The organism is Pseudomonas sp. PDM14 (genome assembly GCF_014851905.1).
In the GTDB taxonomy this organism is placed as follows: domain Bacteria; phylum Pseudomonadota; class Gammaproteobacteria; order Pseudomonadales; family Pseudomonadaceae; genus Aquipseudomonas.
On the sequence record NZ_JACVAQ010000002.1, the window covers coordinates 1,412,826 to 1,433,977 of the forward strand.

22 protein-coding genes are annotated in these 21,152 nt (G+C 65.3%); 15 read left to right on the forward strand and 7 right to left on the reverse strand.

All coding sequences use genetic code 11. The features are described 5' to 3' along the window. The 11 genes from algK (at position 1) to IB229_RS19180 (ending at position 13,809) form a co-directional block, all read left to right on the forward strand. The gene (algK, locus tag IB229_RS19130; protein WP_192331483.1) at positions 1-1,407 is read left to right on the forward strand and encodes an alginate biosynthesis TPR repeat lipoprotein AlgK; all 1,407 of its coding nucleotides are present in this window, start codon (positions 1-3) and stop codon (positions 1,405-1,407) included. Between the two features lie 10 nt (positions 1,408-1,417). After that, the gene (locus IB229_RS19135) at positions 1,418-2,872 is read left to right on the forward strand and encodes an alginate export family protein (RefSeq protein ID WP_192331484.1); all 1,455 of its coding nucleotides are present in this window, start codon (positions 1,418-1,420) and stop codon (positions 2,870-2,872) included. A 10-nt stretch (positions 2,873-2,882) separates the two neighbouring features. Further along, positions 2,883-4,535, forward strand: coding sequence for a mannuronan 5-epimerase AlgG (gene algG, locus IB229_RS19140; protein WP_225579180.1), 1,653 nt, complete (start codon positions 2,883-2,885; stop codon positions 4,533-4,535). A gap of 13 nt (positions 4,536-4,548) precedes the next feature. Further along, positions 4,549-5,979 carry an alginate O-acetyltransferase gene (locus IB229_RS19145; RefSeq protein WP_192331485.1) on the forward strand — a complete coding sequence of 477 codons (1,431 nt, stop codon included), beginning with the start codon at positions 4,549-4,551 and terminating at the stop codon, positions 5,977-5,979. A 16-nt stretch (positions 5,980-5,995) separates the two neighbouring features. Beyond that, positions 5,996-7,108 carry a mannuronate-specific alginate lyase gene (locus tag IB229_RS19150; protein WP_192331486.1) on the forward strand — a complete coding sequence of 371 codons (1,113 nt, stop codon included), beginning with the start codon at positions 5,996-5,998 and terminating at the stop codon, positions 7,106-7,108. Positions 7,109-7,396: 288 nt separating this feature from the next. Further along, the gene (locus IB229_RS19155) at positions 7,397-8,953 is read left to right on the forward strand and encodes an MBOAT family O-acyltransferase (RefSeq protein ID WP_192331487.1); all 1,557 of its coding nucleotides are present in this window, start codon (positions 7,397-7,399) and stop codon (positions 8,951-8,953) included. Between the two features lie 11 nt (positions 8,954-8,964). Next, the gene (locus IB229_RS19160; RefSeq protein ID WP_192331488.1) at positions 8,965-10,110 is read left to right on the forward strand and encodes an alginate O-acetyltransferase; all 1,146 of its coding nucleotides are present in this window, start codon (positions 8,965-8,967) and stop codon (positions 10,108-10,110) included. Between the two features lie 101 nt (positions 10,111-10,211). After that, positions 10,212-10,856 (forward strand): alginate O-acetyltransferase AlgF, encoded by a 645-nt coding sequence (locus tag IB229_RS19165; RefSeq protein WP_192331489.1) that lies wholly within the window; start codon positions 10,212-10,214, stop codon positions 10,854-10,856. 173 nt (positions 10,857-11,029) lie between these two features. Beyond that, positions 11,030-12,469: a mannose-1-phosphate guanylyltransferase/mannose-6-phosphate isomerase gene (locus IB229_RS19170; protein WP_192331490.1), complete on the forward strand. Its 1,440-nt coding sequence runs from the start codon at positions 11,030-11,032 to the stop codon at positions 12,467-12,469. A 132-nt stretch (positions 12,470-12,601) separates the two neighbouring features. Continuing rightward, entirely contained in the window at positions 12,602-13,432 is an 831-nt protein-coding gene (locus IB229_RS19175; protein ID WP_192331491.1) for an SDR family oxidoreductase, read from the forward strand. Beyond that, positions 13,429-13,809 (forward strand): hypothetical protein, encoded by a 381-nt coding sequence (locus tag IB229_RS19180; protein ID WP_412547800.1) that lies wholly within the window; start codon positions 13,429-13,431, stop codon positions 13,807-13,809. The genes IB229_RS19175 and IB229_RS19180 overlap by 4 nt, the downstream gene beginning before the upstream one ends. A 69-nt stretch (positions 13,810-13,878) precedes the next feature. On the opposite strand, the gene IB229_RS19185 is transcribed toward IB229_RS19180, so the two are convergent. Both IB229_RS19185 and IB229_RS19190 read right to left on the reverse strand, forming a co-directional pair. After that, entirely contained in the window at positions 13,879-14,850 is a 972-nt protein-coding gene (locus IB229_RS19185) for a PA2778 family cysteine peptidase (protein ID WP_192331492.1), read from the reverse strand. Continuing rightward, a complete protein-coding gene (locus IB229_RS19190; RefSeq protein ID WP_192331493.1) occupies positions 14,838-15,224 on the reverse strand; it encodes a PA2779 family protein in 387 nt (128 codons plus the stop codon). The genes IB229_RS19185 and IB229_RS19190 overlap by 13 nt, the downstream gene beginning before the upstream one ends. 195 nt (positions 15,225-15,419) lie before the next feature. On the opposite strand from IB229_RS19190, the gene IB229_RS19195 reads away from it, so the two are divergent. Next, a complete protein-coding gene (locus IB229_RS19195) occupies positions 15,420-15,656 on the forward strand; it encodes a hypothetical protein (RefSeq protein WP_192331494.1) in 237 nt (78 codons plus the stop codon). A gap of 1 nt (position 15,657) precedes the next feature. Here the strand turns inward: IB229_RS19195 and IB229_RS19200 are convergent, their stop codons facing one another. After that, on the reverse strand, positions 15,658-16,554 hold the full coding sequence (locus tag IB229_RS19200; RefSeq protein ID WP_192331495.1) for a DMT family transporter: 897 nt from the start codon (positions 16,552-16,554) through the stop codon (positions 15,658-15,660). A gap of 146 nt (positions 16,555-16,700) precedes the next feature. Between IB229_RS19200 and IB229_RS19205 the strand changes: the two genes are divergently transcribed. Continuing rightward, entirely contained in the window at positions 16,701-17,576 is an 876-nt protein-coding gene (locus tag IB229_RS19205) for an AraC family transcriptional regulator (protein ID WP_192331496.1), read from the forward strand. A 13-nt stretch (positions 17,577-17,589) separates the two neighbouring features. On the opposite strand, the gene IB229_RS19210 is transcribed toward IB229_RS19205, so the two are convergent. The 4 genes from IB229_RS19210 to IB229_RS19225 form a co-directional block, all read right to left on the reverse strand. Beyond that, entirely contained in the window at positions 17,590-17,913 is a 324-nt protein-coding gene (locus IB229_RS19210) for a DUF3325 domain-containing protein (RefSeq protein ID WP_192331497.1), read from the reverse strand. Continuing rightward, complete coding sequence (locus tag IB229_RS19215) at positions 17,913-19,439, reverse strand: PepSY-associated TM helix domain-containing protein (protein WP_192331498.1); 1,527 nt, start codon at positions 19,437-19,439, stop codon at positions 17,913-17,915. Before IB229_RS19215 ends, IB229_RS19210 begins: the two co-directional genes overlap by 1 nt. After that, positions 19,436-19,732, reverse strand: coding sequence for a DUF3649 domain-containing protein (locus IB229_RS19220; protein WP_192331499.1), 297 nt, complete (start codon positions 19,730-19,732; stop codon positions 19,436-19,438). Before IB229_RS19220 ends, IB229_RS19215 begins: the two co-directional genes overlap by 4 nt. A 151-nt stretch (positions 19,733-19,883) precedes the next feature. Then, positions 19,884-20,363 (reverse strand): phosphate-starvation-inducible PsiE family protein, encoded by a 480-nt coding sequence (locus IB229_RS19225; RefSeq protein WP_192331500.1) that lies wholly within the window; start codon positions 20,361-20,363, stop codon positions 19,884-19,886. A 200-nt stretch (positions 20,364-20,563) separates the two neighbouring features. Between IB229_RS19225 and IB229_RS19230 the strand changes: the two genes are divergently transcribed. Next, positions 20,564-20,824: a YebG family protein gene (locus tag IB229_RS19230; protein ID WP_192331501.1), complete on the forward strand. Its 261-nt coding sequence runs from the start codon at positions 20,564-20,566 to the stop codon at positions 20,822-20,824. A 178-nt stretch (positions 20,825-21,002) separates the two neighbouring features. After that, positions 21,003-21,137, forward strand: coding sequence for a hypothetical protein (locus tag IB229_RS22055; RefSeq protein WP_263864169.1), 135 nt, complete (start codon positions 21,003-21,005; stop codon positions 21,135-21,137). The last annotated feature ends 15 nt before the right edge of the window (positions 21,138-21,152 follow it).

Consider the following 21,152-nt stretch of genomic DNA (forward strand, 5'->3'; position numbering starts at 1 on the left):
ATGACCGTGCGCAATCGCGACTTCCGAGTAACGCCGCCCCGCGGCCTGACCACGCCCCTGCTGACACTCGCCCTGGCCATCGGCCTGGCCGGTTGTGCCGGCCTGCCGGACGAGCGCCTCGCCCGCGAGGCGCTCAAGAATGGCGACGCCGCCACCGCCGAGCGCAACTTCCGCCTGCTGGCGGACATGGGCTACGTCGACTCCCAGGTTGGCCTCGCCGACCTGCAGGCCGCCAGTGGTTCCCCGGAAGACCTGGAGAAGGCTGAACAGACCTATCGCCAGGCCATGGACGAATCGCCCCGCGCCAAGGCGCGCCTCGGCAAGCTGCTGGCGCGCAAGCCCACCGCCACCCCGGATGAACGCCGTGAAGCCGCCGAGCTACTCAACCAGGCATTTGCCGCTGGCGAAGTCAGCAGCCTGATGCCCCTGGTGATGCTCTACCTGCAATTCCCACAGGATTTTCCCGGCATGAACGTACAGGAAAAAATTTCCACCTGGCGCCAACAGGGCCATCCGCAGGCCGAGCTGGCGCAGATCCTCTTCTACCGCACCCAGGGCAATTATGCGCAGCACCTGGGCGAGATCGAGCGTATCTGCCAGAACCTGGTCGCCCAGGAAGCGGTGTGCTACGTCGAACTGGCCACCGTCTACCAGATGCAGGGCAAGACCGACGCCCGCGACCAGTTGATCGAGCAGATGATGGCCGGCTATCGCAGCGGCAGCGTGCCGGCGCAACGGGTCGACGCCGTCGCCCTGGTGCTGGCCGATGCCGAGCTGGGCAAGCCGGACGAGAACAAGGCCAAGGAGCTGCTCGAAGAGGTCGCCCCGGCTTACCCGGCGTCCTGGGTCAGCCTGGCACGCCTGCTCTACGACTACCCCGGCCTGGGCGATGCGGAAACCATGATGACCTACCTGGACAACGGCCGCGCCGCTGCCCTACCGCGCGCCGAGCTGCTGCTCGGGCGCCTGTACTACGAAGGCAAGCTGGTGCCGGCCGACCCGCAGAAAGCCGAAGAGCACCTGCGCAAAGCCGCCCCGAGCGAGCCGACCGCCAACTACTTCCTCGGCCAGATCTACCTGCGCGGCTACCTCGGTGACATCTACCCGCAGCAGGCGCTGGATCACCTGCTCAGCGCCGCCCGCGCCGGCAACATCAACGCCGACTTCGCCCTCGGCCAGATGTTCTCCCAGGGCAAGGGCATCGAGCCCGACCTGGTCAACGCCTTCGTGTTCAGCCAGCTTGCGCTGCCGAAAAACACCCCGCAGGCCAGCGAGCTGGCCCGCACCGTGGCCCAGCAGCTGACGCCCGCGCAGCAGGCACAAGCCCAGCAGCGCCTGCGCGATGAACGCCAGCTGCGCGGCAGTGCCTGGCAGACCGAAGCGCCCCTGAATGCGACCCTCGAGTAAGGACACCACGATGAAATTGAATCGGATTACCACAGGACTGGGTTTAAGCGTGTCGTTGTTGTCGGCCAGTTCGGCCTGGGCAGTACAGCTCACCGATCAGAATTTCGGCCTCGACATCAAGATCACCGCACAGTCGGAAGACGACCGTGACCTCGGCACCCAGCGCGGTGGCGACGTCGAGGGTATCGGTCTGGACGTGCGCCCCTGGGCCTACGGCCAGCGCGGAGACTGGAGCGCGTTCGTCATGGGCCAGGCGGTTACCGCCACCGACATCGTCGAAACCGACACCATCGAATCCAGCGACCTGGACTCCGACTCCGGCTCGAACAGCAGCGACAACGGCCGCCAGCCCGACAAGAGCTACCTGGCCCTGCGCGAATTCTGGGTCGACTACGCCGGGCTCACGCCCTACCCCGGCGAACACCTGCGCTTTGGTCGCCAGCGTGTGCGCAGCGACGAAGGCACCTGGTGGGACACCAACATCGAGGCCCTGCGCTGGACCTTCGACACCACCCTGCTGCAGGCCAACGTCGGCCTCGCCGAACGCTACTCCGACTACCGTACCGACCTCGACGACCTGGCCCCGGAAGACGAGGACCGCCAGCACCTGTTCGGCGACCTCAACTACCAGTGGACGCCCGGCCACTGGGTCGGCGCCAAACTGCAACACAGCCGCGACGATGGCGACCTGGCCAACCCCGGCGAGGAGATCGAGGAGCTCGACAAGCGCTACACCGGCGACCTGACCTGGCTCGGCCTCAACGCCGACGGCGACTTCTTCAACCCCAACTCGAAGAACCCGCTCAACTACTGGGCGCAGGTCACCTGGCTGACTGGCGACACCGACCAGCTGGAACAGACCGTGGTCGGTGACGAGCGCATCGCCACCGGCTCGCGCAACCAGGACGTCAACGCCTGGGCCGTCGACCTCGGCCTGCGCTACACCCTCGACGAGAACTGGAAGGTCGGTGGTGCCTACGCTCGCGGCAGCGGTGGCGGCGACGAGGACAAGTCCGAGCAGTTCATGCAAACCGGCCTGGAGAGCAACCGCTCGGCCTTCACCGGCGTCGACTCGCGTGTGCACCGCTTCGGCGAAGCCTTCCGCGGCGAACTCTCCAACCTGCAGGTGGCCACCGCGTTCACCTCCTGGAAGCTGCGCGAAGACTACGACGCGAGCCTGGTCTACCACCGCTTCTGGCGCGTCGACGACAACCAGGACATCGGCCAGAGCGGCATCACCGCACCGCTGGAAGATGGCGAGAAGGATGTCGGCCAGGAACTCGACCTGGTCGTCACCAAGTACTTCAAGCAGGGCGTAATGCCTACCTCAATGACCGAGCACCTGGACGACCGTTCGGCCCTGGTGCGTTTCCGCGGCGGCGTGTTCAAGCCCGGCAATGCCTACGCCGGCGGCACCGACTCGCTGATGCACCGCGCCTTCGTCGACTTCATCTGGCGCTTCTGAGGACATGCTCATGCAGGCACGCATATTCAGCGCAGGGCCGGTGCATACCGCGCCCTCCCCTCGCGGGCTCTTCCCGCCCACGGCCACCACCAAGCGCCGCGCCTTGGGCCTGCTGTGCGGCAGCGCCCTGCTGTGCGCCTTGCAGGTGGCCGAGGCAAATACCAGCGCACCGAGCGTGGCCGCCGCGCCAGAGCCGACCAAGGAACTCAAGGAAACCGACAACTACACGGTGACCAGTGCGCCCATCGACCAGCTGCATTTGGCCAAGCCGAAACTGCCGGACCTGAGCGGCTACACCCGCCAGGCGGTGGACGCCAAGATCGTGCGCAAGCCCGGCGGCAGCGTCAGCGTGAAGCGGATGATGCAGCAGGACGCCCTGAAGGACTTCATCGGCGGCAACGAACGCCTGCGTGAATGGGTCACCCGCCAGCGCGGCATGCCCCAGGCGATCTTCATCGAGGGTGGCTACATGACGCCCAAGGACCTGGCGAAGAAACTGCCGGCCAGCCAGTTCGAGGAAACTGCGCCGGGCGTGTACATCGCCCGCCTGCCACTGGTGGTTGCCCAGGGCGCGACCTTCCATGTCGGCCCCGAGGTCAAGGACCTGCGCCTGTCCCAGGAGCGCGGCGCGTTCGTGGTCAACGACGGCCTGCTGTTCATCACCGGCAGCAAGCTGACGGCCTGGCGCGAAGCGGACAAGGGCCCGGCGACCTTCCGCAAGGCCAACGAATTCCGCCCGTTCCTGGTCTCCTGGGGCGGCAGCGAGCTGTACATCGCCGACAGCGTGGTCACCAGCCTCGGCTACAACACCAGTAAGTCCTACGGCGTCTCCATCACCCAGTACACCCCCGGCATGCACGCGCGCCTCAAGCGCCCGGAGCCGACCGGCTGGCTGATCGACTCGGAGTTCGTCGACCACTGGTACGGCTTCTACTGCTACGAAGCCGAAAACGTGGTGATCAAGGGCAACACCTACCGCGACAACATCGTCTACGGCATCGACCCGCATGACCGCTCCCACGGCCTGATCATCGCCGAGAACACCGTGTTCGGAACCAAGAAGAAGCACGGCATCATCATTTCCCGCGAGGTCGACGACAGCTGGATCATCAACAACAAGACCTACGACAACAAGCTCTCGGGCATCGTCATCGACCGTAACAGCGTGAACAACCTGATCGCCTACAACGAGGTTTATCAGAACCACGCCGACGGCATCACCCTGTACGAAAGCTCGGACAACCTGCTGTGGGGCAACCAGGTACTGAACAACGCCCGCCACGGCATTCGCATCCGCAACAGCGTGAACATCCGCCTGTACGAGAACCTCTCGGCAGGCAACGGCCTGACCGGCATCTACGGCCACATCAAGGACCTCTCCGACACCGACCGCAACATCGAGCTGGACCCCTTCGACGCCAAGGTGTCGATGATCGTGGTCGGCGGCAAGCTCGCCGCCAACGGCTCCAGCCCGCTGTCGATCGACTCGCCGCTGTCGGTGGAGCTGTACAACGTCGATCTCATCGCGCCGACCAAAAGCACCGGGATCAGCTTCGCCGGCATCCTCGGCGAGAAGCAGGAAGAAATCCTCGACCTGATGGTGCGGCGCAAGCTCGCCGTACTCATCGACCCCGTCGAAAGCCAGGCCGAACTTCAGGATTGAGGGAGCACCATTCATGAAACCAGCAACCACACCCCGCTTGCCGCTGCGCCACCTGGCGCTGGCCATCACCCTGGCCGGCGCCGCCGGTGCGGCCGTGGCCGAACCGCAGTACCAGGTGCAGCGTGTCGGCCCGCTCTGCCCCACCGCCCAGGACCCGAGCCAGTACAACACCAAGTACCTGAGCTTCTTCACCGCCCTGGTACAGGGCAAGGGCGACTGGCTGTTCCGCACCCGCTACGACCTGCGCACCGACTTCGGCACCACGCCGCAGGGCTATAGGGAATTCAAGCGCCTCGCCGATGCCCTCAAGGCCAAGGGCGTCGAGCTGATGATCGTCTACCAGCCGACCCGTGGCCTGGTGAACCGCGAGCAGCTCACCGAGGACGAGAAAGCCAATTTCGACTACGACCTGGCGAAGAAGAACTACCTCGAGGCCGTGGCCAACTTCCGCAAGGCCGGCATCTGGGTCACCGACCTGTCGCCGCTGTTCGACGAGAAGGACGTGGGCACCGATTACTACTTCAAGGCGGACCACCACTGGACCCCGGCCGGTGCCGACCGCACCGCCAAGCTGGTGGCCGAGACGCTGAAGGAAATCCCCGGTTTCAACGATATCCCGAAGAAGGAATTCGAGAGCAAGGTGGTCGGCCTGCTGCCCAAGGCCGGCACCCTGCACAAGACCGCGGCGAACTTCTGCGGCACCACCTACGCCACCCAGTACGTCGAGCGTTTCGAGACCGAGCCGGTCGGCGAAGCCGGTGGCGACAGCCTGTTCGGCGACGAATCCAACCCGCAGATCGCCCTGGTCGGCACCAGTAACAGCGGCCCGGCCTACAACTTCGGCGGCTTCCTCGAACAGCACGCCAAAGCCGACGTGCTCAACCTGGCGGTCAGCGGCGGCGGCTTCGACAGCGCCCTGCTGCAGTACATGAGTGGCCAGGAATTCCACGACAACCCGCCGAAGATCCTCATCTGGGAATTCGCCACCCACTACGACCTGGCGCAGAAGAGCTTCTACCGCCAGGCCGTGCCGCTGGTCAGCAACGGCTGCGCCAACGGCACCGCGGTGATGAAGAACAAGGTCACCCTCAAACCGGGCGCCAACGAGGTGCTGGTCAACGGCGAAGACAAGCTGCGCACCCTGCGTGGCGGCGACTACCAGGTCGACCTGACCTTCAGCGACCCGTCCGTGCACGACTCCAAGGCGACCATCTGGTACCTCAACGGCCGCCGCGAAAACTTCAAGATCGAGCAGAGCGATCGTGTCGATACCGGTGGGCGTTATGTCTTCGAGCTGCGCAGCGACGATGACTGGCCCGACCTGAACATGCTCGCCCTGGAAATTCACAGTCCGGAACAGATGCCGGCCAACCTCAGCGTGGAAGCGACGTTGTGCAAACGTCAGGACGCCGGGGGCAAACCTCTAACGGCCAAGGCCGAATGAGGCAGGAGGTAACGCAATGAAGTATCCAACCTGGTTCAAACCCGTGCTGCTGGCGCCCTGCATTCTCGGTGCCGGGCTGCTCGCCCAGCCGGCCTTCGCCGCCAGCCTGGTGCCGCCGCAGGGTTACTACGCCCCGGTGGACAAGGACGACAGCAAGCCGCGTCACTGCAGCGCACCGCCCAAGCCGTACACCGCCAAGCTGGAATTTCGCAGCAAGTACGAAGGCTCGGACAAGGCCCGCGCCACGCTGAACAAGGACGCCGAGAAGGCCTTTCGCGACAGCACCGCGGCCATCACCGAGATGGAGCGCGGGGTCAATCAGCAGATCATGGAATACATGCGCGAGGGCCATCAGCAGCAGCTGCAGTGTGCGCTGCAATGGCTCGGCAGCTGGGCCCAGGCCGATGCCCTGCTCAGCACCGAAGGCAACCACACCGGCAAGTCGATCCGCAAATGGGCACTGGGCAGCCTGTCTTCCGCCTACCTGCGCCTGAAGTTTTCCGAGTCGCGGCCGCTGGCGCCCTACGCGCAGCAGTCGCAGATGATCGAGTCGTGGTTCGTCAAGATGGCCGAGCAGACCGTTACCGACTGGAGCGATCTGCCGCTGAAGAAGATCAACAACCACAGCTACTGGGCAGCCTGGTCGGTGATGGCCACCGCCGTGGCCACCGACCGCCGCGACCTGTTCGACTGGTCGGTGGACCAGTTCCGCATCGCCGCCAACCAGGTCGATGACCAGGGCTACCTGCCCAACGAACTCAAGCGCCGCCAGCGCGCCCTGGCGTACCACAACTATGCCCTGCCGCCGCTGGCGATGGTCGCCGCATTTGCCAAGGCCAATGGCGTCGACCTGCGTGAAGAGAACAACGGCGCGCTGAAACGCCTAGCCGAACGGGTCATGCAGGGCGTCGACGACGAGGACGTGTTCCAGGCCCGCACCGACGAGAAGCAGGACATGGAAGACCTGGAGAAACGCGCCAAATTCGCCTGGCTGGAACCCTATTGCAGCCTCTACGCCTGCTCCGCCGAGCTACAGGAAAACCGCAAGGAAAAGGGCCCGTTCAAAACCTTCCGCCTCGGCGGCGACGTGACCCAGGTGTTCGATCCGAATGAGGAAGGCGGGAGTTGATCTGCGCCGCCCTCCCCTCACCCCAACCCTCTCCCGGAGGGAGAGGGAGCTGATCCGCAGTGGGTGAGAGATTGCCGCCAGGCGCCTAACCGCCACCCTGCCGGCCTCAGTGAAACAGGCAACACGAATACCCCCTCTCCCTCCGGGAGAGGGCTGGGGTGAGGAAAATTCTCCTCGCACCAAACCACCGACCCGCACACCAGACGCGGGCGGACGCAACACCTTGCAGCACCGGGGAGGAATGGGTGGGCCGGATGGCCCTGACAATTCTTCGATGGAGAGACGCGGATGGTTTTCTCATCCAACGTGTTCCTGTTCTTGTTCCTGCCGGTCTTTCTCGGCCTGTACTACTTGAGCGGAAACCGCTATCGCAACCTGTTGTTGCTGATCGCCAGTTACATCTTCTACGCCTGGTGGCGTATCGACTTCCTGGCACTGTTCATCGGAGTCACGGTATTCAACTACTGGATCGGCCTGCGCATCGGCGCGGCCGGGGTGCGCACGAAAGCGGCGCAGAAATGGCTGATCTTCGGCGTGGTCGTCGACCTCTGCGTGCTCGGCTACTTCAAGTACGCCGGCTTCGGCGTGGAGAGCCTCAACGCGATCATCACCTCGTTCGGTTTCGAGCCGTTCATCATCACCCACATCCTGCTGCCGATCGGTATCTCGTTCTACGTGTTCGAGTCGATCAGCTACATCATCGACGTGTACCGTGGCGACACGCCAGCCACGCACAACCTGATCGACTTCGCGGCGTTCGTGGCGATCTTCCCGCACCTGATCGCCGGCCCGGTGCTGCGCTTCCGTGACCTGGTCGACCAGTTCAACTACCGCACCCACACCGTCGACAAGTTCGCCGAAGGCTGCACGCGCTTCATGCAGGGCTTCATCATGAAGGTGTTCATCGCCGACAGCATCGCGCCGATCGCCGACCATTCCTTCGCCCTGGCCGACCCCAGCACCGGCGACGCCTGGCTCGGCGCGCTGGCCTACACGGCGCAGCTGTATTTCGACTTCGCCGGCTACAGCAGCATGGCCATCGGCCTGGGCCTGATGATGGGTTTCCGCTTCATGGAGAACTTCAACCAGCCCTACATCAGCCAGTCGATCACCGAGTTCTGGCGGCGCTGGCACATCAGCCTGTCGACCTGGCTGCGTGACTACCTGTACATCAGCCTCGGCGGCAACCGCGGCAGCACCTTCGCCACCTACCGCAACCTGTTCCTGACCATGCTGCTGGGCGGTCTGTGGCACGGCGCCAACTTCACCTACATCATCTGGGGTGCCTGGCACGGCATGTGGCTGGCAATCGAGCGCGCCCTTGGCGTGGACGCCGCTCCGCGGCGCATCCAGCCGCTGAGGTGGGCATTCACCTTCCTCCTGGTGGTGATCGGCTGGGTGATCTTCCGCGCCGAGAACCTCGACGTAGCCTGGCGCATGTACTCGGCCATGTTCAGCTTCGGCGACTGGCGTCTGTCGGAACTCAACGCCGCACAGCTGACCAGCCTGCAGGTAGCGAGCCTGGTGCTGGCGTACCTGGCCATGGCCTATTTCGGTATCCGCCAGTTCTACGCCAACCCGCTGAAGGGCGCGCCCAAGGCCAGGGCCGAGGAGCATGTCGAGGCCGACGGCCCGGCTACTGCACAGCCGCGCAGCGCCGGTGCTGCGCAGGCTGACCCGGCGGCCATCGCCTACTCGCCGAGCGGCGCACTGGTCTACCAGCCGTCCTGGCTCAGCCAGCTGCCAGTGGTGGCCACCCGCGTGGCGGTGCTGCTGCTGTTCGCCGCTTCGGTGCTGAAACTCTCGGCGCAGAGTTTCTCGCCCTTCCTGTACTTCCAGTTCTGAGGAGCGCCGAGATGACGACTCGTACCGGCAACATCATCTACTCCGCCGCCTTTGGCGTCAGTCTGGTGGCCCTGGCCATCTGGTCGACCAAGAGCTTCACCGACTTCTCGGCGGCGGACGACACCCCCGTGCTCAACGGCAAGCTGACCCACGCCTTCGAGAAGCACTACGACGAAGAATTTCCGATCAAGCAGTTCAGCACCAACGTCTGGGCGCTGCTGGAATACAAGCTGTTCAATGAAGGCCGCCCCGGCGTGGTCATCGGCGAAAACGGCTGGCTGTACTCCGACGAGGAGTTCAAGCCGGTCGCCGAACAGACGCAGAACCTGCAGGACAACCTGGCCATCGTCCAGGGCGTGCGCAACGAGCTGAGCAAGCACAACGTGCAGCTGGTCCTGGCCATCGTGCCATCCAAGTCGCGGCTGTACCCGGAGTACACCGGCGACAACCGCGCCACCGCGCTGCGTCAGGACCTGTACCAGAGCTTCCGCAACACCGTGCGCGGCAACGGCATCCCGGCACCGGACTTGCTCAGCTCGCTGCAGCAGGCCAAGGAACGCGGCCAGGTTTTCCTGCGAACCGACACCCATTGGACGCCGCTGGGCGCCGAGGTGGTCGCGCAGCAGGTCGGCAATGCCGTGCGCGGTGCGGTGCAGCTCGATGGCGAGGCCCAGGCGTACGTCACCGAAACCACCGAGCGCAAGGACTACAAGGGCGACCTGACCCGCTTCCTGCCGCTCGATCCGCTGTTCGAAAACCTCATGCCCAAGCCGGACGACCTGCAGCAGCGCGCTACCCGCGCGACCGGCGAAGGCGACGGTGACGACGCTCTGTTCGCCGACAGCAGCATGCCGGTGGCACTGGTTGGCACCAGCTACAGCGCCAACCCCAAATGGAACTTCGCCGGCGCCTTGCGCCAGGACCTGCAACGCGACCTGAGCAACCACGCCGAGGATGGCCACGGGCCGATTCTGCCGATGCTCAAGTACCTGCAGAGCGACGACCTGAAGAATGCCCCGCCGCAGGTGGTGATCTGGGAATTCCCCGAGCGCTACCTGCCGATGGCCAATGATTTCAGCGATTTCGATCCGGACTGGATCGCCGAACTCAAAGGCAGCAGCGGCAGCGAACGCCTGGCTACCACGGCCAGCCACTGATCACCTTTCTCCGCGGGAGAAAGGCCATGGGTAAGGAATTTCCCTCACCCGGAACAACGGCCTGAACAGGCCATTCGATAGGCAAGATGGAGGAACACCTCATGACCAGACAGACCAACCGCAGCTGGACGTCGTATGCCTGCGCGCTCGCCCTGAGCATCGGCGCCCTGCACGCCCACGCCGACGAAGGCGGCCTCTACGGCCCGCAAGCGCCCAAAGGCTCGGCCTTCGTGCGTGCCTACAACGCCGGCAACACGGAACTCAGCGTCAACGTCGGCAACACCGCACTCAACGACATCGCGCCGCAAGGTTCCAGCGACTTCAAGTTCCTCCCGGCCGGCAGCTACAGCGCCCAGGTCGGTAGCAGCAACCTGCCGGTGAAGCTGGAGTCCGACCAGTACTACACCCTGGTCAGCCAGCCGGGCGAGGCGCCCAAGCTGGTCGAGGAAGAGCCCTTCAAGAACAAGCAGAAGGCGCTGATCCGCGTGCAGAACCTCAGCGACGCCAAGCTCACCCTGAAGACCGCCGACGGCAAGACCCCGGTGGTCGATGCAGTGGGCCCGGACAGCAGCGGCGAGCGTGAAATCAACCCGGTCAAGGTCGGCCTGGCCCTGTTCGATGGCGACAAGAAGGTCAGCGACCTCAAGCCCGTCACCCTCGAGCGCGGCGAAGTGGTCTGCCTGTACGTCACCGGCACCAGCGGCAAGCTGTCGCCGGTGTGGGTCAAGCGTCCGGCGGAATCTTGAGTGACAGCTGCGCGTCCAGCCGCGTTGGCGACAGCCCGGCAGGATCTGCGCAGCGAACAGAACAACAAGTACAGCGTGCCCGCCGCAGCAGAGGGCGGGACGCAGCAACACGATTGGATAAGTGATTGGAGCAGTGGGGAAATGGCCATTAACAGTTTTCAGGAGATACAACCATGATTCCAGTGATCCTTTCCGGCGGCAGCGGCTCGCGACTTTGGCCCCTCTCGCGCAAGCAATACCCCAAGCAGTTCCTCGCCCTCACCGGTGAGCACACGCTGTTTCAACAGACCATCCAGCGCCTCGAGTTCGACGGCATGCAGCCGGCCGTGCTGGTGGCCAACAAGGAACACCGCTTCATCGTCCTCGAACAGCTGGAACAGCTGCAGCTGAAAACGCAGCTGCTACTGCTCGAGCCTTTCGGCCGCAACACCGCCCCCGCTGTCGCCATCGCGGCCATGCAACTGGTCAACGAAGGCCGTGACGAGCTGATGCTGGTGCTACCCGCCGATCACGTGCTGGAAGACCAGCGCGCCTTCCAGCAAGCCCTGGCCCTGGCCACCGTGGCCGCGGAAAAAGGCGAGATGGTGCTGTTCGGCGTACCGGCGACCAAACCGGAAACCGGCTACGGCTATATCCGCTCCGAGGCCGGCGACATCGCCCTGCCCGAGGGCGTCAGCCGCGTCGCGCAGTTCGTCGAGAAACCCGACGCCGAGCGCGCCGCGGAGTACGTCAAATCCGGCGACTACTACTGGAACAGCGGCATGTTCCTGTTCCGCGCCAGCCGCTTCCTCGACGAGCTCAAGCACCACGACCCGGACATCTACGACACCTGCCTGCTGGCCCTGGAACGCAGCGAGCGCGAAGGCCAGCAGATCACCATCGACCCGGCCACCTTCGAGTGCTGCCCGGACAATTCCATCGACTACGCGGTGATGGAAAAGACCACCCGCGCCTGCGTGGTGCCGCTGTCCGCCGGCTGGAGCGACGTCGGCTGCTGGGCCTCGCTGTGGGACGTGCACGCAAAGGACGAAGACGGCAACGTGACCAAGGGGGACGTGGTCGTGCGCGACAGCCACAACTGCCTGGTGCACGGCAACGGCAAGCTGGTCTCGGTGATCGGCCTGGAAGACATCGTCGTGGTGGAAACCAAGGACGCCATGATGATTGCCCACAAGGACCGCGTGCAGGAGGTCAAGCAGCTGGTCAACACGCTCAACGAGCAGGGCCGCTCCGAGACCCAGAATCACTGCGAGGTATATCGCCCGTGGGGCTCGTACGACTCGGTGGACATGGGCGGACGCTTCCAGGTCAAGCACATCACGGTCAAGCCGGGGGCGCAGCTGTCGCTGCAGATGCACCACCACCGCGCCGAGCACTGGATCGTGGTCTCCGGTACCGCCGAGGTGACCTGCGACGACAACACCTTCCTGCTCACCGAGAACCAGTCGACCTACATCCCGATGACTTCGGTACACCGCCTGACCAACCCCGGCAAGATCCCCCTGGAGATCATCGAGGTGCAGTCCGGCAGTTACCTGGGCGAGGATGACATCGAACGCCTGGAAGACGTCTACGGGCGCAGCCCGGAAATCCGCAACGTCCCCGTGCGTTGACCCCGGTCGCGCCGCCCCTGGCGGCGCGCCACCCACTTCCCGTGTATGGCCCGCCGGGCCATACACGTCATTCGCGCCTTGTGTAGGATGGCTGGCATTGCCCGTGCCATCGACAATCACAAGGAGCGCTGCATGAGCCACCCCGTCGTCCTTATCACCGGTTGTTCCAGCGGCATCGGCCGTGCCCTGGCGGACGCCTTCAAGGCAGCCGGTTACCAGGTCTGGGCCTGTGCGCGCAAACCCCAGGATCTCGCTGCCCTCGGCGCCGCAGGCTTCACCGCGGTGGAGCTGGACGTCAACGACGCCGACGCCCTGCAGCGCGTGGCCGAACGCCTGCGCAGCGAAGCCGGGCGCCTCGACGTGCTGATCAACAACGCCGGTTACGGCGCCATGGGCCCGTTGCTCGACGGTGGCGCACCGGTGCTGCGCCAGCAGTTCGAGACCAACGTGTTCAGCCTGATCGAGCTGACCCGCACCTGCTTCCCGCTGCTGCGTGAAAGCCGCGGTCTGGTGGTCAACATCAGCAGCATTTCCAGCGTACTGATCACCCCGTTCGCCGGCGCCTACTGTGCGTCGAAGGCCTCGGTGCACGTGCTCTCCCGCGCGCTGCGCATGGAGCTGGCGCCGTTCGGCGTGGAGGTCATGGAAGTGCAGCCGGGTGCCATCGCCTCGAGCTTCGGCAACAACGCCACTGCGGCGGCGGAACAGGTAATCAGCGAACAGTCGCCCTGGTGGCCGATCCGTGACGGCATCCGCGCCCGCGCCAATGCCTCGCAGGAAGATGCCACCCCGGCCAGCGTGTTCGCCGCCGAACTGCTGGCCGGCGTGCGCAGCGCCAAACGCCCGCAGCTGATGCGCATCGGCAACGGCAGCCGCAAGTACCCGCTGATGGCGCGCTGGCTGCCGCAACGTCTGCTCGACGGCATGCTGCGCAAACGCTTCGGCCTCGACCGCCAGCTGTGAACGCCCTGCCGCGCCGCTTCGCGCTTTACCAGTACGTGCTCGTCGCGGTAGCCGCGGCCTTCCTGTTCAACGTGCTGCTGCGCGCCGGGCTGAAGATCGGCGGCATGCCGGCGACCGTGCTGGCTGCCGTGCTGATCGCCTTCGCCCTGCGCTGGGGCTTCGTGCACCTGGAGCGCCGAATCTCCAGCATCGGCGAACGTTGGAGTTTGGTGGCGCTGTACGGCGGCGTGCTCGGGCTGATCTACCTGATCATCTTCGGCCTGATGTGGCTCAAGGATGAACCGGGCGACATGGGCCAATTGCTGTTCTTCCTGCACTACCTCTGCTACCCGACGGCACTCGCGCTGATCCTGCACATCGGCCGCCGTACCGGCTGAGCACCGGCACACAGTACGCCGTGCGCACAGAAGGCTCGTGAATGGCTCACGCGCCCTACACAGCCGAACTCAGTTCAGCGGGCACTTCGGTAGTGCGCTGCAGCCACTGCTGGCTTTGCCGGCGGCCTCCAGCGGGGCGCTGAAACGGGTGTCATCCGGCGCCAGCTGACGGGCGCATGCACGCGCCGCCGAGGCCTGCTGCGGGCAGCCGCGCTCATTGAGCAGCTGCCCCAGGTTGAACCAGCCCACGCTGAAATCCGCCTTGCGCTGCAGGCTGTCGCGCAGCGCCGCCTCGGCGCCTGCCTTGTCGCCCTCGGCGTAGCGCGCATTACCCAGCGCCAGCGCCGGCATGGGTTCACCCGGCCAGCGCTCGGCAGCCGTGCGATAGGCGCGTTCGGCGTCGGCACGGCGACCGGTTTCCTCAAGGTCACTGGCGGCCTGCAACCAGGGTTGCAGCCTGGCCTCGGCAGGAAGTTTGTCAGGGGGTACGGTGACGACCGCCCAACGCTGGGCACGCGCCCAGGTACGGTCGAAACTGCTGAAATCGGTGGTCCAGCGTTCGACGGTGGCCGAGCGCAGGATCAATTCGCTCTTCGCTCGGTCGAAGCCGACCAGCACGGCGAAGTGCCATTGCGGGTACCAGTCCAGGCCGAGGTTCTGCATCACCAGCACCGGGTTGCCGGCAGCCACCTGGGCCAGCAGTGCATCCAGCTGCGGCTCAAGCGGGTAGACCAGTTGCCCGTGCTGCCGCGCCGCGGCGACCAGTTCCAGCTTCAGGCTGCCCTGCCGGCCTGGCAGGTAGACCTGGGGCTTGAGCTGCTCGGGCGAGGTCTGCACGCCACGCTGGACGAGCATGGTGGCCAGCGCCGCCGGCCCGCACTGGAATTCTTCCTGCGGGTAGAACGGCACCTCGCTGAGTTCGACCCGCTGCGGCAGGCGTTCGCTCTGCGCGGGCAACTGCACCTTGCCGGCGCAGCCTCCCAGCACCAACGCCAGCGCGACCAGAAACGACCGCGCCGGCCAGCCTGTCAGCGCAGGCATTTAACGAAGCTGAAGATGTCCGTGGCGCAGAGCATGTCGGTGATGATGAAGATCACCAGAAACAGCACGATGACACCCGCCACGCTGGCACCCGCCGGCTCGTTGGCCAGTTGCTGGTTGAACTGCGCCAGCTCGGCCGGCGTCAGGCTGTTGATGCGCGCTTCGACCTGGGCGCGGTCGACACCCAGCTCCTCGAGTTTCTGCTGCGCCTGCTGGTCATCCAGCATGCTCAGCAACTGTTGCCGATCGACCTGCTGCTGATGCTCCTGCAGCACCTGCGGGGTGCCGATCATGGCCGCGTTGGCCAGGGGAACATGAGCGAACAGAACCAGTTGCAGTGCGACCAACAGGGCCGCCAGAGGACGTTTGAACATGAGGATGACTCCAGGTGATTGTTATCAGGGGATACCCTCAATGCTTGACCCTGACCGCCGCCCGTCGGTTCCACCAATCGCCGCGCGGGTCGTGGCCTGCAGCGCTGCCGACGGCATCCATATCGAACCGTCGGCAACGCCTGTCGGTCGCACTAGGTAACCAATACCCGCAACCGACAGGGCAGGACAGGCGCCATGGATTATCTCGACCTCGTGCAATGGCCCGCCATGCTGGTGACCGTGGCCGCCGCCTGGCTGGTCGCGTCGCACCGCCGCGGGCGGCGCAACCTGGGTTTCTGGGTGTTCATCGCCAGCAACGTGCTGTGGGTGATCTGGGGCCTGCACAGCGGCGCCTACGCGCTGATCGCGCTGCAGCTGTGCCTGGCGGCGATGAACATCCGCGGCGCGTTCAAGACCGAACCACCAGGCTGACTCAGCCTGCCGCAGCGGGTACGGCAACCGGCCTGGGCTTGCGGAATACCAGCACGTTGCCGGCCATCACCAGCAACAGGCCGAACAGGGCCGGGGCCGTCCACTGGTAACCTTCGACGAATACCGAGATGTTCAGCGCCACCACCGGGAACAGCACCGTGCAGTACGCGGCCCGCTCCGGCCCCATGCGCCCGACCAGGGTCAGGTAGGCGGTGAAGCCAATCACCGAGCCAGGGATCGCCAGGTACAACAACGAGCCGATGTAGCGCGTGCTGGTCTCGAAGGTGAGGGGCACGTTCGTCAGCAGGCAGAACGCCGTCAGCAGCAGCGCCCCATAGAGCATGCCCCAGGCATTGGTGGTCAGCGGCTTGAGCCCGGCCTGCTGCTGCACGCTGGAGAGCAGGTTGCCGGCGGAAAAGCACAACGTGCCGAACAGGGCCAGGCCCAGACCGAGCAGGGTTTCGTGGCTGGCAGCGTGCCCGCGCAGTTCCGGCCAGAACAGCAGCGCCAGGCCGGCCAGGCCGAGGCCACCGCCGAGCAGCACGTTGGTGGCGATGCGCCGGCCCATGAACAGCCGAGCGTTGAGCGCGTTCCACAGGGTCGAGGTGGAGAAAATCACCGCGATCAGGCCGCTGGGGATCCACTGGCTGGCGGTGTAGAAGCACATGAAATTGAGGCAGAACAGGCACAGGCCCTGGGCCAGGCAGAGCAATTGGCCGCGGCGGTCGACACGCTGCAGGCGCCGGCTGAGCAGGAGTACAACGAACAGCACCAGCGCCGCCAGGGCGAAGCGATAGGCAATCGACAGGGGAATCGCCACCGTACCCAGTTGCAGCTTGAGGGCGATCCAGGTGGTGCCCCAGATCAGGACGGTGAGCAGGTACAGCGACAGGTTCATGGCCAGGCTCCGCGGAACAGGCCTGCAGTGTCCGCTGCCGCCGGTCTGCGCACTTGCACAAAGTTGCGCTTATTCGCGCCGCACCCGCTGGCAGGCCGATCCGCGCGGAGTAGGATTGCAGCACGCCCCTACCGACACCCGCGCCCGTGGCCGCACTCGACCAGCTCCAGGTATTCCAGTCCCTCAGCAACTCGCCGCACGCGCGTCTCGAGCATGTCGCCGAGCTGGGCGATGACCTGGCCGCGGCCCTGTGGAGCAACCACCACGACGCCCGTGACTACCAGGGCCCGAGCCATCACACGCTGTCCTGCTACCTGGCCGGCGGCACCGGCACCTTCCGCCGCGAGCAGCCGTCGAGCAAGGGTGCCCCGGACAAGCTGTGCATCCTGCCGGCCGGGCATGAGTCGTCCTGGGTGATCAACGGCGAGATCCGCCTGGCGCACCTCTACGTCAGCCCCGAGCGTTTCGCCGCCGGCGCGGTCGCCCTGCTCGACCGCGAACCACGCGAGCTGCAGTTGCGCGAGAGCACCTTTCTCGATGACGCCCGCCAGGCCGCGCGCTTCCGCCAACTGGTCCACCTCAACTGGCACGAGCCGGGCGAACGCCTGCTGGCCAGCAGCCTGGCCCACGAGATGATCGACCACGCCCTGCTGACCCAGGCGGGCCTGCGCGAAGGGGTGAAGGTCAGGGGTGGGCTGGCGCCGTACCTGCGCCGCCGCCTGGTCGACTACATCGAGCAGAACCTGAGCGAGGCCGTTAGCCTGGGCGAGTTGGCGAACCTGGCGGCGCTTTCGGAATACCACTTCGCGCGGATGTTCCGCAGCAGCTTCGGCATGCCGCCGCACCGTTATGTGCTGCAACGCCGCCTGGCCCGCGCACGCCAGCTGTTGCTGGAAAGCGACCTGGCCCTGGGCGATATCGCCATGGCCTGCGGCTTCGCCAGCGCCAGCCATTTCAGCAACCGCTTTCGCGACGCCTTCGGGGGCGCGCCGGGCCTGCTGCGCGCCAGTCGCATGCGCTAGATCGCAGAAACCCTCAAACCAGCAGGCTCAACCCGCCAGCCACCGGCAGCAGGGCCGCCAGCGGCAATACCCAGCGCGCCCTCCAGGCCAGCAGGGCCACCAGCAGCAAGCCGGCCAGCATCAGCTGGCAGAGCCAGACCACACCGCCGATCTCGCCGCCCAGGCTGTCCATGCACAGCATCAACGCCAGGCCCACGCCGATCACCGCCAGCCCCCGCAACAGGCGTTGGCGACCGGAGCCCGGCGCGCCCTGCAGGAGCAGCTTGTGGTGACGCGACATGGCCAGGCACAGCGCCGTCATCGCCAGGTAACTCAGGGCAAATCCGAGCAGCAGCATCAGGCAGCCTCCTCGACGATCAGCACCCGACGGCGCGGCGCGCTCTGCACCTGGGGCCGGCTGAAGCGCCAGGCGAACAGCGCACAGAGCAGGCCGCTGAACAGCAGGAACAGATCGATACCCGCCAGGCTCCAGGCGCCTTGCGCGAGGGTCGAGAACAGGTCGCCCTGCAGGGTCACGAACAGATTGAGCACCGGCAGCCCCAGCGCCAGCAACGCGCCCAGTGCCAGCTGGTTACGCAGCAGGGTGCGCGGCTGGTTGCGCTGCAGCACTGACCACAGCGCGACCAGTAGCCAGCTGCCGACGAACACCCAACCCTCGGCGACCGCACGCTCGGCCATGCCAGCCGGCAGCAGGCGATTGCCCCAGAGCAGTGCCAGGCTGGCCAGTGGCAGACCGGCGAACACCGCACCGTTCAGCGAACGCACCACGGCGATACCGGCACCGCCGCGAGCCTCACGCTTGCTCAGCCAGACCTTGAGCCCGCCGATCAGCATCGCGCAGCCCGCCAGGCCCATGACGAAATACAGCAGGCGCACCAGAGTGCCGCCGAACTGCGCCATGTGCAGGCCGGAAAGCCAGCCATACACGCGGTAGCCGGTCGGCGGCTTCTGCTCGTTTAGCAGCTCGCCGGTGCCGACGTCATAGGTCATTGCCGAGCGGGAGATGCCGATGCGCGACGGGTTGTATTGGTTGATCTGCACCGTGCCGGCGATGTCGTCCGGGTGATGCACGCTGATCCAACCCGCGTCGCCCCCGCCCCAGTGCTCACGGGTGCGCTCGACCAGTGCATTTAATGAATGCGGCTGCGCCAGCGGCTGGTGTATGCCCTCGCGGTTGTAGCCGCCCATGACCTCGCTGAAGAAGCGCTCGACATCGCTTTTGTAGGCGACCTGCGCGCCCGCCGGCATGTACGACGCGACGAAGATCGCCACGCCGGTGTAGGCCAGTACCAGGTGGAAGGGAAAGCCGACCACGCCGAACAGGTTGTGCGCATCGAGCCAGGCGCGCTGGCCATTGGCAGCAGGCCGCAGGGTGAAGAAGTCCTTGAAGATGCGCCGGTGGATGATCACTCCGGACACCAGCGCCACCAGCATGAACATGCCGGCCAGGCCGACGACGTACATACCGATCAGACCGCCATGCAGGTTGTAGTGCAGGGTGAAGAAGAAATCGCCGCCGACGGTTTCCGGCACGGGCTGGCGGGTCTGCGGGTCGAACGCCACGGAATGGATCTCCTCGGTCGCGTCGATTTCCCAGCCGAGTTTCCAGTAGGGCTCACGAGCCGTGGGCGCGTGCATCCAGAGGGCGTGCAGCTCGTCCTTGACGTTACTTTTCAGCCAGGCACGCACGTCGTCGGCGCTCATGTTGGCGCCTTGCGCGTCATGCAGCGCCGGGCGCATCCAGTGATTGAGTTCTTTGTCGAAGCAGGCGATGGTGCCGGCGAAGATGATCACGAACAGCAGCCAGCTCGGCAGCAGCCCGCCCCAGGTGTGCAGACCGGCCATGGATTGACGCAGGCTCATGGGCGGACTCCCAATTCGCTGGGCAGGAACGCCGCCAGGCACATCAGCGTGGTCAGCCCCACCAGCCACAACCAGGCGCGGGTCGCACTCTTCGCCGCGAACACGTAGATCGCCGCCGCCGTCCACACCGCGAAACAGCTCAGGCTGGCGTAGACCACGCGGTCGGCGCGATCCAGCGGCAGGTACACGGAAAAGAACGCGGTGAAGCCGTACGCCACGGCATAGCCACCGAGAATGGCGGCCAGCACGCGCGACGCGATACTCCAACGTGTCAGGGGAAGGTTCTTGCTCACGGTCGGCTCGTTTCTTTGATTGGGACGCGGGCGCACGCCACGCGTGGTCCGCAGAAAGGACCCGCACATAATATTGAGAAATATTTGCACTGGAAAGCGATTGCCAGGCGTCCCGTCTGACCGGCGAGTCGAGCGACTCGCCGGGTCTTGCTCAGCTCTCTCCCGCTTCGCGATCCGGCTCGCGCCCCCGGCGCGGTGGTACCTGCACCGAAGGGAAGCGTGAAGAAGCGAAACGCACCACCAGAATCGCCAGCGCCAGCAGCAGGATCGCCCCGGAGATGTACACCACACCCATGTCCGGGCGGTTGTGGTGCGACACATCGGAAATCAGCAGACGTGTCAGCGCGGTGATCGCCACATAGATGAGGAAGCGCACCGGCATGTGGTTGGTCTTGAAGTAGATGCCGACCATGGCACCCAGCTCCAGGTAGATGAACAGCAGGAGGATGTCGTCCACCGTGATGTGGCCCTTCTCCAGCATGCCGAGAAACGCCATCACCGAGGCCCAGGCAGTGATCGCGCCGATGGCGAACAGCGCCAGGTAATGAAAGGACTCCACCGCCAGGTTGCCTAGGGACTGCGCCATTTCATGCATGCGCTCGCGCAGCTCGTCGACTCGTTTCAGGCTCACCCGCCACTCCTTGTTCATGATTGCGATGCCATGCTGCGTCGCGCAGATGACAGTCAGGAGTATGCAGGATGAAGGCCAGGCGCAAAGTCTTCTAAAGTACTGACACCGGGCATCTGGCACAGGACTTGCGGCGGACAGCGCCGACCTATACTGTATGTAAATACAGTTATTTCCACACAAGAACAGGAATGAGGTGATGAATGGCCGTCGAAGTGGTGTATCGCAGCAGTCGCGATCTGGAGCGCTTGTTCATGGATAAGGCCGAAGCGGATCGTTACGACAAGATGCTGGAACTGGCCGAGGCGCTGTCCGACGCCCTGCAAAAGGCCGTGCCGTCACTCAGCGAGCAGCAGGTCGAGGAGCTCGGCATCTTCATGGCGAAGAACCGCGACACCTTCGCCAAGGCCTTCAAGAACCAGCCAGATGCACTGGCCGAGCTGGACGCTGCCGTCGAGGAATAGCTTCCGTAACTGCAGGCGCGCCTGCCCAGGTGCGCCGCGCGTTCGTATATTGGGAGTTGCAGCAGGCGCCGCGCCATCTGTGCTGGCTGCATGACATCCGCTTCGCTCCAGATTGACCGAATGGCCAGGAAACGTTAGTTTTCCACCCAGCCCACCTTCGGCTCAACGGACCACCGCCATGCCGCTTTTCGACCGTGCAGACCACCTGATGATCACCGATCTGTTCGGCGATTACGCCTGCCCGGCCCTGTGCTCCGTCTCCCCTCCTGTCGATCCGCCCAGCGGCCGCACGCCGCCACCGCCGGCTCACTGACCGGCTACTCCTCAC

What these genes read in the sequence shown, in the direction of transcription:
- algK (WP_192331483.1), top strand. Translation starts at nt 1, where the DNA reads ATGACCGTGCGCAATCGCGACTTCCGAGTAACGCCGCCCCGCGGCCTG.
- IB229_RS19135 (WP_192331484.1), top strand. Translation starts at nt 1,418, where the DNA reads ATGAAATTGAATCGGATTACCACAGGACTGGGTTTAAGCGTGTCGTTG.
- algG (WP_225579180.1), top strand. Translation starts at nt 2,883, where the DNA reads ATGCAGGCACGCATATTCAGCGCAGGGCCGGTGCATACCGCGCCCTCC.
- IB229_RS19145 (WP_192331485.1), top strand. Translation starts at nt 4,549, where the DNA reads ATGAAACCAGCAACCACACCCCGCTTGCCGCTGCGCCACCTGGCGCTG.
- IB229_RS19150 (WP_192331486.1), top strand. Translation starts at nt 5,996, where the DNA reads ATGAAGTATCCAACCTGGTTCAAACCCGTGCTGCTGGCGCCCTGCATT.
- IB229_RS19155 (WP_192331487.1), top strand. Translation starts at nt 7,397, where the DNA reads ATGGTTTTCTCATCCAACGTGTTCCTGTTCTTGTTCCTGCCGGTCTTT.
- IB229_RS19160 (WP_192331488.1), top strand. Translation starts at nt 8,965, where the DNA reads ATGACGACTCGTACCGGCAACATCATCTACTCCGCCGCCTTTGGCGTC.
- IB229_RS19165 (WP_192331489.1), top strand. Translation starts at nt 10,212, where the DNA reads ATGACCAGACAGACCAACCGCAGCTGGACGTCGTATGCCTGCGCGCTC.
- IB229_RS19170 (WP_192331490.1), top strand. Translation starts at nt 11,030, where the DNA reads ATGATTCCAGTGATCCTTTCCGGCGGCAGCGGCTCGCGACTTTGGCCC.
- IB229_RS19175 (WP_192331491.1), top strand. Translation starts at nt 12,602, where the DNA reads ATGAGCCACCCCGTCGTCCTTATCACCGGTTGTTCCAGCGGCATCGGC.
- IB229_RS19185 (WP_192331492.1), bottom strand. Translation starts at nt 14,850, where the DNA reads ATGCCTGCGCTGACAGGCTGGCCGGCGCGGTCGTTTCTGGTCGCGCTG.
- IB229_RS19190 (WP_192331493.1), bottom strand. Translation starts at nt 15,224, where the DNA reads ATGTTCAAACGTCCTCTGGCGGCCCTGTTGGTCGCACTGCAACTGGTT.
- IB229_RS19195 (WP_192331494.1), top strand. Translation starts at nt 15,420, where the DNA reads ATGGATTATCTCGACCTCGTGCAATGGCCCGCCATGCTGGTGACCGTG.
- IB229_RS19200 (WP_192331495.1), bottom strand. Translation starts at nt 16,554, where the DNA reads ATGAACCTGTCGCTGTACCTGCTCACCGTCCTGATCTGGGGCACCACC.
- IB229_RS19210 (WP_192331497.1), bottom strand. Translation starts at nt 17,913, where the DNA reads ATGCTGCTGCTCGGATTTGCCCTGAGTTACCTGGCGATGACGGCGCTG.
- IB229_RS19215 (WP_192331498.1), bottom strand. Translation starts at nt 19,439, where the DNA reads ATGAGCCTGCGTCAATCCATGGCCGGTCTGCACACCTGGGGCGGGCTG.
- IB229_RS19230 (WP_192331501.1), top strand. Translation starts at nt 20,564, where the DNA reads ATGGCCGTCGAAGTGGTGTATCGCAGCAGTCGCGATCTGGAGCGCTTG.
- IB229_RS22055 (WP_263864169.1), top strand. Translation starts at nt 21,003, where the DNA reads ATGCCGCTTTTCGACCGTGCAGACCACCTGATGATCACCGATCTGTTC.